Consider the following 13,062-nt stretch of genomic DNA (forward strand, 5'->3'; position numbering starts at 1 on the left):
ATCAGAACCCGCCAAACCGTACTTCCGGCAGACCATGCGTGCCGACGGTTGCAACGTGAAACACCGCGCCGGCGGTGGTTTCCTCGGCCAGCTGGGCTGTGGACAGGCTGACGCGGGCCGTGGTGATGTAGAGCGTATCGAGCGTTTGCCCGGCGAAGGTCAGGCAAGTGGCTTGCGAGGCGCTGAGCTTGATCTCGCGATCGATCTCGCCATTCGGTGCATAGCGAACAACGCGGTGGCCGCCCCATTCGGCGTTCCACAGAAAGCCGTCCGCATCGACGATGGAACCGTCTGGGTCTGGTGGGGCGACTGGGGTATGCGCGGCAACATCGACGAAGAGGCGCACGTTGCCGGTTTTGCCGCTGGCAGTGTCGTAATCGCAGGCCAGGATTTTCTTGGTCGGTGAGTCGGCGAAATACATCGTGCCGCCATCCGGGCTGAAGCAGATGCTGTTGGCGATGGCACAGCCGGGGAGGTCGAGCCGCTGCAATTCGCCGGCTGGCGTGTAGCGGTAATAGCCGCCGATGGCCTCCGGCCCGCCTTCGTTGATGGTGCCGAAGACGAAATTGCCGGCGCGATCACAACGGCCATCGTTGACGCGGGTGTGGGGGAATTCCGGTTCAACCGGCGTCAGGTGAGTGACCTCGCCACTGGTGCTATCGAACTTCGCCAGCCCCTGTTCCAGCCCCATCAGCAGCACGCCCGGCGTTTGCGTCAGTGCAAAGCAGCCCAGCCGCTGCGGTAGCGGCCAGCAGCGCTCTGTTTGTGTGGCAGGGTTGAATTGCCATAGCTCGGCGGCGTGGATGTTGGTCCACCACAGGACGTTGAGTTGGTCATCCCAAAGGATGCCTTCGCCGAGGGCGAAACGGGATGGGGTGATGGGAGAGGCTGGTTGCATTGGGGACTCGGGGTTTGCAATGTGTGAAAGGATAAAAATGGCCTGGAAGCCGTAGCGAGCGGCCGTCAGCCGGTGCGGCCCGGAACGGAGCGACCGGAACGTACGTTGCGTACGTGAGGATCGCGAGTACCGTACCGCACCGGGTCATGGTCGCGCAGTAGGCTTAGAGGTCATTTTTCATGTCCAGCCGCCATCGATGACGTACTCCTGCGCCGAGCACATCCGGCTATCGTCCGATGCCAAAAACAGCGCCAGTCTGGCGACGTCGTCCGGCTGTACGCGGTTCTGCAAGCATTGATTGCGTTCGATTTCTGCTTCGCCTTCAGCATCGACCCACTGTTCCAGCTGTTTCTTCGTCATCACCCAGCCGGGAGTGAGGGTATTGACGCGGATGTTGAAGGGGCCGAGTTCGCGAGCAAGGCTGCGGGTAAGGCCGTTGATCGCGGCCTTGCAGGTCGCATAGGCGGGGTAACCGGCCTGTTTGATCTTCCAGCTGGTGGAGCCCAGATTGACGATGCTGCCGCCGCCAGCGGCTTTCATATCCTCCATCACCGCCTGTGCTGCAAAGAACTGGTGGCTCAGGTTGATGGCGATGGCGTTGTCCCAAAAGGCACGGGTGACGTCCGGCGTGTTGTGGCGCACATCATTGGCGGCATTGTTGATCAGCGCGGTGATCGGGCCGTTGACCTCGCGGGCGCGGGCAATGGCGGCTTGCAGCGCCAAGGTGTCGGTTACATCGCACTGGATGAACAGCGGCCGGCGCGAAATCGTCGTCAGCTCGGCCAGCAAACCTTCTGCAGCCGCCGCGTTGCGGCCGATGAAAGCCACCCGCGCGCCTTGCTTGGCGAATTCCTCGACGAAGCTCGCGCCGATGCCGGTGGTGCCACCGCTGATGAAGACGCTTTTGCCGGCGAGGCTAGGGTAGTGGGCGAAATTGCTCATGGTGTTAATCCAAAGTCAAAATCTTTCACCGCAGAGGGCACAGAGAACACAGAGAAGGGCAAGTGCGAGATCTTGTAGGAGCGAGCTTGCTCGCGATTGCTCAGTTTGATACATCGCTATCGCGAGCAAGCTCGCTCCTACAGGTTTCTTTCTCAAGCACGGTTTGGTTTTCTCTGTGTTTTCTGTGCCTCTGTAGTTCAGACTGAAGGTTTTAATCCGCCTGACCGCGATTCTTCAGCTGATCGATCAGCACCGCCGCCAGCAAAATGCCGCCACGCACCAGGTATTGATAGAAGGCGTCGATATTCAGCAGGTTCATGGCGTTTTGCACCGTGCCCATGATCAGCACGCCGACAATCACGCCGCTCATCGTTGCCCGTCCACCCATCAGCGATACGCCGCCGAGCACGCAGGCCGAGATCACGTTCAGTTCGAACCCTTGTGCCGCATTCGGTTGGCCGCTGGTGATGCGCGAGGCCAGGATCACCCCCGCCAGCGCCGCGATCACGCCCTGGATCAGGAAAATATAGATGCGGGTTGTGTCGACGTTGACCCCGGCCAGCCGGGAGGCATCCGGGTTACCGCCAACGGCCAGCGTATTGCGGCCGTAAACGGTCTTGTTGAGCATGATGCCGAACACGATGAAGCACAGGATGGTGATCCAGACCGGGCTGGGGATGCCGAGGAATTCGGCGTTGCCGAGCACGAAAAAGGATTCTTTCGATACGCCGACCGCTTGGCCGTTGGAGGCGATATATGCCAGACCGCGCACCATTTCCATCGTCGCCAGCGTGGTGATCAGCGCGTTGATGCGCAGCTTGGCGATCACTGCACCGTTGATGAAGCCGATGATGCCGCCGCCGACCAGACTGGCAAGAATGCCGAGGGTGACGCTGCCGGTCTGGTTGATCACCATCGCGCACAGCACGCCGGCAAAGGCGACGGTGGAGCCGATCGACAAGTCGAAATCGCGCGAGGCAAGACAGAACATCATCGTGCACGCGACCATGCCGATCTGTGACACCGAAAGCGCCAGCCCGATCATGTTGCGCCACGAGAAGAAGTATTCGACCGTGAACGACAGTACGACGAACAGGGCGATAAAGATCAGGATCAGGCTGTATTCGTCGAGATGACGTAGCCATTTGGCTTTGTTCATGTTTGGGCTCCCTGTGGTTGGAGCGGTGATTACGGTGTTCATCGGTTTGGATTCCCTTATCAAATTCAAAACCTTGAACAACGGAGGACGGATGTAGGAGCGAGCTTGCTCGCGATTGCGCCGTTTGACGCATCGCCATCGCGAGCAAGCTCGCTCCTACATGATTCTCCGTGGCTCTCAGTGTTTCTAGGCGGCCTGCAATTGCGGCGCATCACTCACCGGCAGCGCCAGCGACAGCACGTCTTGTTCATTAGCCTGACCGCGCTGTAATTCGCCGGTGATCCGGCCCTGGCACATCACCACCACGCGGTCGGCCACGCCGAGCACTTCCGGCAATTCGCTCGACACCATCACGATGGCGACGCCCTTGGCGGCCAGTTCATACAGCACGGCATAGATTTCGTTTTTCGCGCCGACGTCGATACCGCGGGTGGGTTCATCGATGATCAGCACGCGTAAATCCTGCTCGGCCAGCCAGCGACTCAGGATCGCCTTTTGCTGGTTGCCGCCGGAGAGGAAGCGGATTTTCTGCTGGCGGTTCGGTGTCTTGATCCGCAGCAACTTGATATAGCCATCGGCGGTTTCCGCTTCGGCCTTGTCGTTGACGAAGAAGTGCGCCTGCCGGTAGTGGCGGCGGCAGCTGATGTTGATGTTCTCCGACACAGAGCGGCAGCCGATGATGCCGTGCTCCTTGCGGTCTTCCGGGCAGAACACCAGCCCGGAGCGAATCGCATCGCGGATGCCCTGGCCGGGCAGGGGCTTGCCGTCGATGCGGACTTCGCCGGCCATTCGCTTGTCTGCGCCGTAAACGAGCTGCATCAACTCGCTACGCCCGGCGCCGACAAGGCCGAAGAAGCCGACGATCTCGCCGCGCCGCACGCTGAAGCTGGCTGGCCCGGCGATTTTCCGGCCATGCATGCCGCGCACTTCCAGCCGGGTTTCGCCCAGCTCACGGGGCTGGTAGCCGAAGATGTCGCTGATCTCGCGGCCGACCATGCGGTTCACCAGCTCATCGCGGGTGATGCCGGTCAGGCTGGGGTAGTCCGCCACCTTGCGTCCATCGCGGAAGATGGTGGCGCTGTCGCACAGGGTGAAGACTTCTTCCAGCCGGTGCGAGATATAGATCATCACCTTGCCTTGGGCCTTCAGCTCGCGCACCAACCGGAACAGGATTTCGCTCTCGCGGTGGGAGAGGGAGCTGGTCGGTTCATCCAGCGCAATCACCTTGGCATCGCGCAGGATCGCCTTGCAGATTTCCACCATCTGGCGCTGGCCGATGGAGAGATCGCGCAGCTTGGCCAGCGGGTCGATATCCACACCGATCTTTTGCAACTGGGTGCGCGTCCAGGCGATGGCCTGCCGCTTTTGCACGAAGCCGAACTTGCTCGGCAGTCGGCCCAGCAGCAGGTTCTCCATCACTGTCAACTCGGGCACGTATTGCAGTTCCTGATGGATGATGGCGATACCGGCATCGATGGCATCACGGCTTCGTTGAAAGCGCCGTACTTCGCCGCCGACGATCAGCTCGCCTTCCTCCGGGATGTATTCGCCGCCGAGGATTTTCATCAGCGTGGATTTGCCCGCGCCGTTTTCCCCCAGCAGGCCATGCACCCGGCCGGTCTCGACCTTGAAGCTGATGTCGGACAGCGCCCGTACACCGGGGAAGACTTTGCTGATGGATCTAAATTCGAGGTAACTCACAACTGCTCCTGTTCCGACTCGAAATCGGCCGTGCACTTTGTCAGCACGCCTTGCCGTACCACTTGTACTGTCTGCGGCGTGCTTTCGCGTTCACGGCCGATTTGGAGCCGGAACCCAACGATTGCTCAGCGGCTTCGTAGGGTGGGTTAGCCGTCTTGCGGCGTAACCCACCGGGCAATGTTGAAAGTCGCTGCAACGACGCTCGACGTATTGCCTGATGGGTTACGCCTGCGGCTAACCCATCCTACGAAGTGCCATACCCACGGATTTGGCGCTTAAAGCCCCATTTCCTTTTTCACCGCCGCCGCGTTATCACGCGTCATCAACTTGCCCGAGGTCAGGGTCAGTTTTTCCGGCTCCTTGCCGTTCTTCACCCACTCGTACATGTTCACGCTGGTTTCGTAGCCGTGGCGTTTCGGGCTGATCAACACGGTGCCGAAGAAGCCGGTCTTTTCGGACTTGGCGAATTCGTTCAGTGCCGATTGGCTACCACCGATACCCACGCCGATCACGCTATCCGCTTTCGCACCTTGGCCTTCCGCTGCGCGCACCGCGCCGAGGACCGCTTCATCGTTCAGGCCGAATGCCAGCCAGTGCTTGTATTTCGGGTTCTGCGTGATGGCGACGTTGGCAGCGTTGAAGGCGTTTTCGGTATCCGTCTTCGCTTGCGGCGCATTGATGATGTTGGCCTTGGGGAAGCCAGCGGCGGTCAGTGCGGCGATCGCGCCGTCGGTGCGTTCCTTGGCGGTCGGCAACTGGTCGTAGGCGATGCGGATCGCGCCCACTTCATTCAGGTTCCAGCCACGCTTCTTGGCTTCTTCGGCCAAGGCCGCGCCGACTTGCTCACCGATCTTGAACGCAGAGATGCCCATGTGCGGCACGGATTCGATCGGCTTGCCGGCGCCATCGACAAAGCGGTCATCCACGCTCATCACTTTCAGTTTGTTCTGCTTGGCCTTGGCGACCACTGCCGGCCCGAGCTTCACATCCGGCACGCAGATGATGAAACCCTGCGCGTTTTGCGCGCCGAGGTTATCGATGGCGGTGAGCACCTTGTCGCCGCTTGGCACGCCGATCTTCACCAGCTTGAAGCCTTTGTCCTTGGCCGCTTGTTCGGCGAATTTCCATTCGTCCTGGAACCACGGTTCCTCGGCCTGTTTGACCAGAAAGCCGATCTTGACCTCTTCCGCTGCGTGCGCACCGCTGACCAAGGCGAGGGAAAGCCCGATCGAGCCCAGCAGCGTGCGACCCCACTTCATACGAAATTCGTGCTTCATTTTGTCGATCTCCAGGTTGCAACTATCTAGGGAAAGCTCCGTAGGGGAGCGAAACCGGGCTCTTGTAGCGCCCGTGATACGCGGCGTGTAAATCCGCCGATGCTTTGTTCCCTCGCCCACTTCGTGGGAGTGGTGAGAAATGCTTTATCGGATATTCAAAAGGCCCCGTTCCCGCGCTACGGCGATTGAGCCAAAGCCGGCCATGTCGGCTTGCTCGTCGTTGTGGGTGATCGTGACCTTGCCGGAGAAAAAGTCGTCACCTTGAACCAGCAGCCCGAGCGCTTCGCGCAGGATCGGCTTGCCGGTGACGATGAACTGAGTGCCGGGGCTCATGCGGATGGCGCTGGAGTTTTTCAGCGTCAAGAGGTCCGCACCGAGCACAGCGCCCAGGAGGAAGTTGGCCCGCGCATTGCGGTCGTAAATGGTGAACTGGCCGAGCGTGCGCACGGTGAAGCAGGCGCGACCGAGGCCGATCTGGCTGGCGGAACGTGCGCCGGCCAGCAGCATTTCTTCGTCGATCTCGCTGGCGAAATCGCTATCGAGCGAGCCGGCGAGGATGGTGTTGTGGGTGATCACATGCAGCAGTTCGCCCGCCAGCGTGGTCACGCAGCCGATGATTTTCTGCTGGCCATCCAGATGCACGAACTTGGAGTGCGAGCCGGGCAGGATCACCACCGTCGGCTCGTTGATGCCGAGCCGCTCGACCAGCGCCATCGTCTCCACTTCTTCGCCGCGCATCATGTCCATCGCTTCGCAGTTGTGCAGGCCGATGTTGTCCACACGATTGCGCACGCCCGGCACGAACCAGATCGGCTTGCTGCACACCTCGGGGATCAGCGCTTGCTGCATGCCGGCGGCGAGTTCTTTCTTGCCGGCCGGGGCGATCAGATGCGGAATCTCGTACAGGCCGACGTTGGAGGTGATCATCCCGGAGGCCAGCACCAGATCGACGGCTTCGATGCTGATGTGCGCTCGTTCCAGCGCGGCGTCGATGGTGGCCCGCACACCCGCTTGCAATGTGACCACGTTGCCGGTGATGGCCGTATCGCGCACACCCACTTGGCGAGCTGCTTGATGCTGCGCCACGCCATCACGCCAGAGGGTGACGCGGGTGTTGGTCGTACCGGTATCGATGGTGAGGATGATCATTTTGGTGCGTCGTCGGGTTGATGTGCACCATTGTTGAATCGGTAGCCAAATGTGGCAAACTACAAATATTTGCTGCTTCATTAAGAAAAACTTAATGACTAATCATGGCTAGACGTTTACCCCCACTTAATGGCTTGCGCGTTTTTGAGGTTGCTGCCCGCAACTTGAGCTTTACCAAGGCAGCCAACGAACTCTGCGTGACCAATGCCGCGGTCAGCCACCAGATCAAGCAGCTGGAGGAATTCCTCGGTCTGAAACTGTTCGAGCGGCGCAATAATCAGCTGCTGCTGACCAGCGCCGGCGAGAACTATCTACCGCGTGTGCGGGATGCTTTTCGTGCACTGCAACAAGCCACAGACTTGCTTCTGGACGACAAGACCGTGCTGTTGCGCGTGGCGGTGCCGCCCACTTTCGGGGCGAAATGGCTGGTGCCAAGGCTGTATCGCTTCTTCAACCAGCACCCGGATATCCGCGTGGAAGTCTCGACTGAACCGGTGCGCGACTACCACAGTTACGACGTCGTGATCGACGATCGGCAAGTCGATGCGCGCGATCTGGTGGTGGAGCGTTTCGCCAGCACCAGCTTCTTTCCGGTGTGTAGCCCGGTGTTGCAGACTACGTTAAAAACCCCGCAGGACTTGGCCGGGCAGACGCTATTGCACGAGCGTGGCGCGCAGCGTTTATCTCACCATGCGACGTGGCAGCAATGGCTGGATGAGGTGGGCGCGCGTGGCGTTGATGCCTCCCACGGGACGGGGTTTTCCGACGCGATGATGACGCTGCAAGCCGCCATCGACGGGCAGGGCGTGGCGCTGGGGCAGCGCATCCTGGTCGAGTACGACATCGCAGCTGGCCGGCTGGTGAAGCCGCTGCCGGTCGAGGTGTCGTTGCGTTTGTCTTACTACCTGATCTTCCCGCCGGATTCGCTGGAAAAGGCCGGGTTTGCGGCGTTCAGGAATTGGTTGATTGCGGAGGCATTGCGGGATTGAGGAATGACTTGGAAACAAAAACGCGGCTTATCGCCGCGTTTTTGTTTGATTAGGTCATCGTGGTGATTACGCGATAGTTATTGCGTTGAGTCTGCGGCTACTGCCAGTTTGGCTTCAGCCTCTGCATCTGCTTTTACTTGAGCTTGAGCCTGTGTTTTCAAAACTGTCATTCTGGCCTCCATAAAAGCCTGGCAGCCGGTTTCAATGGCTAAGCCCCCGTCGGCGTTATTCTTTGCCCTGTAGCGGTAACATTCCTTTGTCCAATCTTGGAGCGTTTTGGCTTCATATTCGGCATCGCCATTTTTTAGCATCGTGATCTGGTAATTGAATTTACCAAGATTCAGCTCTGTCATTTTTTGACCGAACTTCGATTGCAAACAAGTCAGTTTGTCTGCGCCATAAATTTTCCGATCTGGCACGCCGCATTGATTGTAAAACAAGCCGATTTCGCTACTGGTAACCTGTAGCCAGCCATCAACACTTTCGTGGTCAGCAGCTAAACAGGGCGTTACATAGAGCAGGGACAAGATCAGAAGTGCGGATTTTTTGAGCATGAAGTTTTGTGTTGGGGGAATGACCAGTGTGTTTGGGGTGGTCAATCGTGGATGAAAGAAACTGCGCTTATTGCGCAGCGGGAATCAAATAATCTTCCAGAATATCGCGAGCTTGGCTCGGGCCTGAGAAATGCCCAAGCAGCAGGACGACCAGCTTTTTGTCTGGCACAACCGCGAGCATGCGGTGGCCTTCTGAGCCGAGGCCGAAAGCAGCGAAATAGCGGCCTTTCGGGTCGATATACCACTGGTAGCCATAGTTCATATCGTCATGGTCGCTATAGATATGCTTGGTTGTGCTAGTGGCAACCCAGGATTCCGGAATCAATTGCTTGTCTTGCCAGCGCCCTTGATCCAGATAGAGCTGGCCGATCTTGAGCAAATCCGGCAGCCGCAACTCCAGACCAAAGCCGCCTGCGCGAATACCTTTCGGGTCGGAGCTCCAATTGACATCGCTGATACCCAGTGGCCCGAACAATTTGGTGTTCGCGTAGGTGAGCAAGTCTTGCTTACTCGCTTGCTGCACCACTGCTGCCAACAAGTGTGAGACGCCGCTGTTGTAGACAAAGCGTGTTCCCGGCTCGGTGACCAGTGGCTTGTTCACTACGTAGTTAAGCCAATCCTGCTGCTGATACATGTCGCGATCGTCAGACCCGAGTGCCCATTTGAAGCCGGCGGTCAGGCTCAACAGGTTTTCCAGCTTGATGGCGCTTTTGTCCGCAGGCAATTTCAAATTGGGCAAGAGTGAACCGAGCGTTGCATCGGTGCCGGAAATCTTGTGGTCGGCGATGGCGATGCCAACCAATGCGCCAGTAATGCTCTTGGTGCAGGAATAAATCGGCAGCCGCTGATTGGCGGCCGTACCGTTGAGATATTTTTCGGTGACCAGTTTGCCATTGCGGGCGATGAGCAAGGCATCGACCGGGAATTGACCGCCGGCAATTTCCTTATCCAGTGCCGCCAATTGTGCGGCATCGATGCCCGCATCGGCTGGTGTTTGGCGTTCCCACGCAGCCCAAGTGCAATTCATGAGCAATGACATGGCAAAAATCAGGGTGACATGGGCAATGCCGCGATGCTGAAAGGGCATGGTGTTTTTCTTCCTTGGCCGAAGGGCTGCAAGATTGGTCTGCGCCGGGATGGGAGCGGGGAATTCTGAATCAACAAGCAAGGTGTGCGCAACAAATGTGCAGGTCATTGTGGCAATTCGTGACACGCCTTGTTATGCAATACAGAAAGTCAGGAGTGGCTGCGGCGAGGAGGAAGGTACAGGTGCAATGAAAAAGCCCCCTTCCAAAGAAGAGGGCTTCAAGCACTGCAGTGACGCTCGTTAAAGCAGCCTCAAGCGCTTACTTCTGATACACCCGCACATACTCCACATCCATCTCCTGCGGGAAGCTGGAGCTGCCGTCCGGGTTGCCCGGCCAGCTGCCGCCGACGGCGACATTCAGGATGATGTAGAACGGCTGGTTGAACGGGGCGGGGTAGGCGCCACCGGTGGTCGACCATTGTGTTTGCGTCGAATACAACACGTTATCCACGTACCAGCGAATCTGGCCGTTCTCCCATTCCACCGCGTACAGGTGGTAGTTGTCGGCAATGCTGCTGGCCGGGGTATAGGCCACGGTGGTGTGTTGGTTGTTCGGCCACGCTGCGCCGTAGTGGATCGAGCCGTAGATGGTGTTGCCGCCGGCACCCTTGGTGTTGATCGCCTCCAGGATGTCGATCTCGCCGCTGGCAGCCCAACCGCCGTAGATATCCGACTGCGGCATCATCCAGAACGCCGGCCACAGGCCTTGGCCATACGGCAGCTTGATGCTGGCTTCCATGCGGCCGTAGGTCCATGCGGCCTTGGTGTGGATGCGGGCGGAGGTATAGCTGCGTGTGCCATCCGGGCCGGTGTATTGCTCCTGCAGTGCCTTGATCACCAGATGGCCGTTGTCGATATAGGCGTTTTGCGGCCGGTCGGTGTAGTACTCCAGCTCGTTGTTGCCGCCGCCCTTGCCATTGACCTCGAACTGCCACTTCGACGTATCGATGCTGCTGTTGGTGAATTCGTCGCTCCACACCAGCTTCCAGCCGGGGACTGGTGTGGGTGTTGGCGCAGGGGTTGGTGTCGGGGTCGGAGCGGGTGTCGGCGTTGCCGTCGGCTTGGGCGTCGGGGCTGGCGTTGGCGTGGGGGCCGGGGTGCTGCCGCCGCTGCAGTTATTGACTACGGTCCACGGCTGGCCGCTGCCGGTCGGGCCGGAACTGGTCGACGGGTTGTTGCCCTGAGTCCACCAGTTGGCGCTGTAGTTCACGCCGTTGTAGCTCACCTGATCGCCTTTGTTATAGGCGGTACTGGCATTCCAGGCGGCAGAGCAGCCGGAGCCCGGTATCGGGGTGGCGGTGGGGGCCGGGGTGGGCGCTGGCGTGGCGGTCGGTTGCGGTGTTGGGGCGGGTGTGGGGGCTGCCGTAGGGGTAGGTGTCGGCGCAGGCGTTGGCGACGGGCTTGGCGTGCCGCTATCCGCGCCGAGGTCTTGCCACAAACTGCCAACGGTCGGGTTCCAGCCGGTGCCGCTATAGTCGGTCTGGGTCACTAGCGCTTTGTAGTCGTGGCCGTTGTAGGAAACGATGGTGCCGGCGGTATAGGTGGTATCCGGCTGCCAGGCCGGATAGCTGGCGGCGTAAGCCGCAGCGGTGAGGCTGATGCCGCAGGCGGCGATAAACAGCGCATTGATTCGATTCATTTTTATTGCTCCATCCTGTTTTAGATTTGGTGGCGATTGGTTTCGCTTCTGTTACTGCATGTTCCGATTCGCCGGCTGGAAGTAGGCCTTGTCGACGGGTCGAAATTGGGGGCTACAAATACAAATGCCGTGCGTCCAAAAGGCGGGGGCACGGTGTTTCAAGCGAGGTGGAGCCGGGTAAGGTGCTGCAGAGGGCTGAAGCAGGGCGCAGGTCTGTGATCAGCCGGCTGATCGGGCGCGCAATCTGTTGCCTGAGCCCAACATGCAGCCGTACGCCGCAGCAGATGATTGCCGCATTCATGTTTCGTCTCCATCATCCCGAACGTGTGTTGACGTTCTTGTTTTACCGATCTGGCGTCGGGTGCTCGCTGGCTTTGGTTTATTGTATGGTAGCGCTTTCAGTATTTTTTGATTCTTCCCTTGGAAGTAGCCGATCCAGGGGGATGAAATATCAGAACATCATGTTAAAATAATCAGCACAAATAAGCAGTTACCAAACTGTGAACGCAGAATAACAAAGCGTTTTTTCAATGACAACGCTTTCATGATAAGAAAATCACGAGAAGAGTTATGAACGATAAATCGACCACCCTCGAACAGGTGGCGCGTGAGGCCGGCGTTTCGCCGAGCACTGTATCCCGCATCCTCAACGGTACGGCTGGCGTGAAGGACGCCAAGCGAGAAGCGGTAGAACGCGCCATTTCCAAACTGAATTACCAACCCAACAAAGCTGCGCAAGCATTGGCCAGTGGCCGCTCGATGACCATCGGCGTGCTCACGCAGAACATCGCCAGTCCGTTTTACGGCGAATGTCTGGAAGGGATTGAAAACGGCTTGTCCGATACCGGCTATACGCCGATTTTCGCCAACGGCCATTGGGATGCGAACGAAGAAGCGCACCGGATTGCGCTGTTGGCGAGCCGGCAGGTGGATGGCCTGATCATTCTCACCGGCAGCGTGACGGATGGCGCATTGATCGAGCAGGCCAGACGCTTGCCCATCGTCGTGACCGGCCGCCAGCTCAATGCACCGAACATCAAGAGCTTCTGGTTGAACGACCGCGCTGCAGCCCGGCACGCTACCGAACATCTGATCGGTTTGGGGCATCGGCAGATTGCGCATATCGCCGGGGCGCAGCACCACCCGGATTCCCATGCCCGGCTGGCGGGTTATCGCGAAGCGCTGTCCTTCACCGGGATTGAACTGGATGAGCGACTGGTTGCCCGCGGCGATTACAGCGAAGGCAGTGGTGTGATCGCGGTCAACCAGTTGCTGGCGGATCGGGTGCCGTTCACGGCGATTTTCGCGGCCAACGACCAGATGGCCTATGGCGCGCGGTTGGCGTTGTACCAGCACGGCATTCGCGTGCCGGAAGATATTTCGCTGGTCGGCTTCGATGATTTGCAGAATTCGATCTACACCACGCCGCCGCTGACCACGGTGCGACAGCCGACGTTTGAGATCGGTGTTGCGGCGGCTGCAACACTGGTGAACATGCTGGGTGGGCAAGTGCCGGAACCGCCGGAATTCGGGCTGGAACTGATCGTGCGCGATTCCACTCGTCGGCTGCGCTAGGGAGTCGGGCCCTTTTCTTGGGGCGGGTGCTTTGCGGCGCAAAACTGACACGGTATGTTCTGCCCAAGGGCGCTGAGATATGCGCCCGACAT

Annotated in this window: 11 protein-coding genes; 2 read left to right on the forward strand and 9 right to left on the reverse strand. The window is 59.1% G+C overall.

All coding sequences use genetic code 11. The features are described 5' to 3' along the window. Position 1: 1 nt before the first annotated feature. The 6 genes from BR41_RS01095 to BR41_RS01120 form a co-directional block, all read right to left on the reverse strand. Positions 2-898, reverse strand: a complete 897-nt coding sequence (locus BR41_RS01095; RefSeq protein WP_035051750.1) for an SMP-30/gluconolactonase/LRE family protein — start codon at positions 896-898, stop codon at positions 2-4. A gap of 177 nt (positions 899-1,075) precedes the next feature. Beyond that, positions 1,076-1,840: an SDR family NAD(P)-dependent oxidoreductase gene (locus BR41_RS01100; RefSeq protein WP_051709713.1), complete on the reverse strand. Its 765-nt coding sequence runs from the start codon at positions 1,838-1,840 to the stop codon at positions 1,076-1,078. A gap of 211 nt (positions 1,841-2,051) precedes the next feature. After that, positions 2,052-3,041 carry an L-arabinose ABC transporter permease AraH gene (gene araH / locus BR41_RS01105; RefSeq protein WP_051709716.1) on the reverse strand — a complete coding sequence of 330 codons (990 nt, stop codon included), beginning with the start codon at positions 3,039-3,041 and terminating at the stop codon, positions 2,052-2,054. A gap of 144 nt (positions 3,042-3,185) precedes the next feature. Beyond that, on the reverse strand, positions 3,186-4,700 hold the full coding sequence (gene araG / locus BR41_RS01110) for an L-arabinose ABC transporter ATP-binding protein AraG (RefSeq protein WP_035051758.1): 1,515 nt from the start codon (positions 4,698-4,700) through the stop codon (positions 3,186-3,188). A gap of 275 nt (positions 4,701-4,975) precedes the next feature. Further along, positions 4,976-5,977: an arabinose ABC transporter substrate-binding protein gene (locus tag BR41_RS01115; RefSeq protein WP_245615777.1), complete on the reverse strand. Its 1,002-nt coding sequence runs from the start codon at positions 5,975-5,977 to the stop codon at positions 4,976-4,978. A 144-nt stretch (positions 5,978-6,121) separates the two neighbouring features. Next, a complete protein-coding gene (locus BR41_RS01120; protein ID WP_035051761.1) occupies positions 6,122-7,126 on the reverse strand; it encodes a 2-dehydro-3-deoxygalactonokinase in 1,005 nt (334 codons plus the stop codon). Positions 7,127-7,230: 104 nt separating this feature from the next. Here BR41_RS01120 and gcvA point away from each other — a divergent pair, with 104 nt between their 5' ends. Continuing rightward, complete coding sequence (gene gcvA, locus BR41_RS01125) at positions 7,231-8,115, forward strand: transcriptional regulator GcvA (RefSeq protein ID WP_035051764.1); 885 nt, start codon at positions 7,231-7,233, stop codon at positions 8,113-8,115. 77 nt (positions 8,116-8,192) lie between these two features. On the opposite strand, the gene BR41_RS01130 is transcribed toward gcvA, so the two are convergent. From BR41_RS01130 to BR41_RS25350, 3 genes are all read right to left on the reverse strand, one after another. Next, entirely contained in the window at positions 8,193-8,669 is a 477-nt protein-coding gene (locus BR41_RS01130) for a hypothetical protein (protein WP_169741227.1), read from the reverse strand. A gap of 67 nt (positions 8,670-8,736) precedes the next feature. Beyond that, entirely contained in the window at positions 8,737-9,756 is a 1,020-nt protein-coding gene (locus BR41_RS01135) for a serine hydrolase domain-containing protein (protein ID WP_035051769.1), read from the reverse strand. A gap of 259 nt (positions 9,757-10,015) precedes the next feature. Then, positions 10,016-11,395, reverse strand: coding sequence for a family 16 glycosylhydrolase (locus BR41_RS25350; RefSeq protein WP_051709720.1), 1,380 nt, complete (start codon positions 11,393-11,395; stop codon positions 10,016-10,018). A gap of 570 nt (positions 11,396-11,965) precedes the next feature. On the opposite strand from BR41_RS25350, the gene BR41_RS01145 reads away from it, so the two are divergent. Further along, positions 11,966-12,970 (forward strand): LacI family DNA-binding transcriptional regulator, encoded by a 1,005-nt coding sequence (locus BR41_RS01145; protein ID WP_035051772.1) that lies wholly within the window; start codon positions 11,966-11,968, stop codon positions 12,968-12,970. Positions 12,971-13,062 lie beyond the last annotated feature (92 nt).

Source organism: Andreprevotia chitinilytica DSM 18519 (assembly GCF_000711875.1).
In the GTDB taxonomy this organism is placed as follows: Bacteria; Pseudomonadota; Gammaproteobacteria; order Burkholderiales; family Chitinibacteraceae; genus Andreprevotia; species Andreprevotia chitinilytica.

Coding starts and splice junctions, on each gene's coding strand:
- BR41_RS01100 (WP_051709713.1), bottom strand. CDS start 1,840: ATGAGCAATTTCGCCCACTACCCTAGCCTCGCCGGCAAAAGCGTCTTC.
- BR41_RS01115 (WP_245615777.1), bottom strand. CDS start 5,977: ATGAAGCACGAATTTCGTATGAAGTGGGGTCGCACGCTGCTGGGCTCG.
- gcvA (WP_035051764.1), top strand. CDS start 7,231: ATGGCTAGACGTTTACCCCCACTTAATGGCTTGCGCGTTTTTGAGGTT.
- BR41_RS01145 (WP_035051772.1), top strand. CDS start 11,966: ATGAACGATAAATCGACCACCCTCGAACAGGTGGCGCGTGAGGCCGGC.
- BR41_RS01095 (WP_035051750.1), bottom strand. CDS start 898: ATGCAACCAGCCTCTCCCATCACCCCATCCCGTTTCGCCCTCGGCGAA.
- BR41_RS01135 (WP_035051769.1), bottom strand. CDS start 9,756: ATGCCCTTTCAGCATCGCGGCATTGCCCATGTCACCCTGATTTTTGCC.
- BR41_RS01130 (WP_169741227.1), bottom strand. CDS start 8,669: ATGCTCAAAAAATCCGCACTTCTGATCTTGTCCCTGCTCTATGTAACG.
- BR41_RS25350 (WP_051709720.1), bottom strand. CDS start 11,395: ATGAATCGAATCAATGCGCTGTTTATCGCCGCCTGCGGCATCAGCCTC.
- BR41_RS01120 (WP_035051761.1), bottom strand. CDS start 7,126: ATGATCATCCTCACCATCGATACCGGTACGACCAACACCCGCGTCACC.
- araH (WP_051709716.1), bottom strand. CDS start 3,041: ATGAACACCGTAATCACCGCTCCAACCACAGGGAGCCCAAACATGAAC.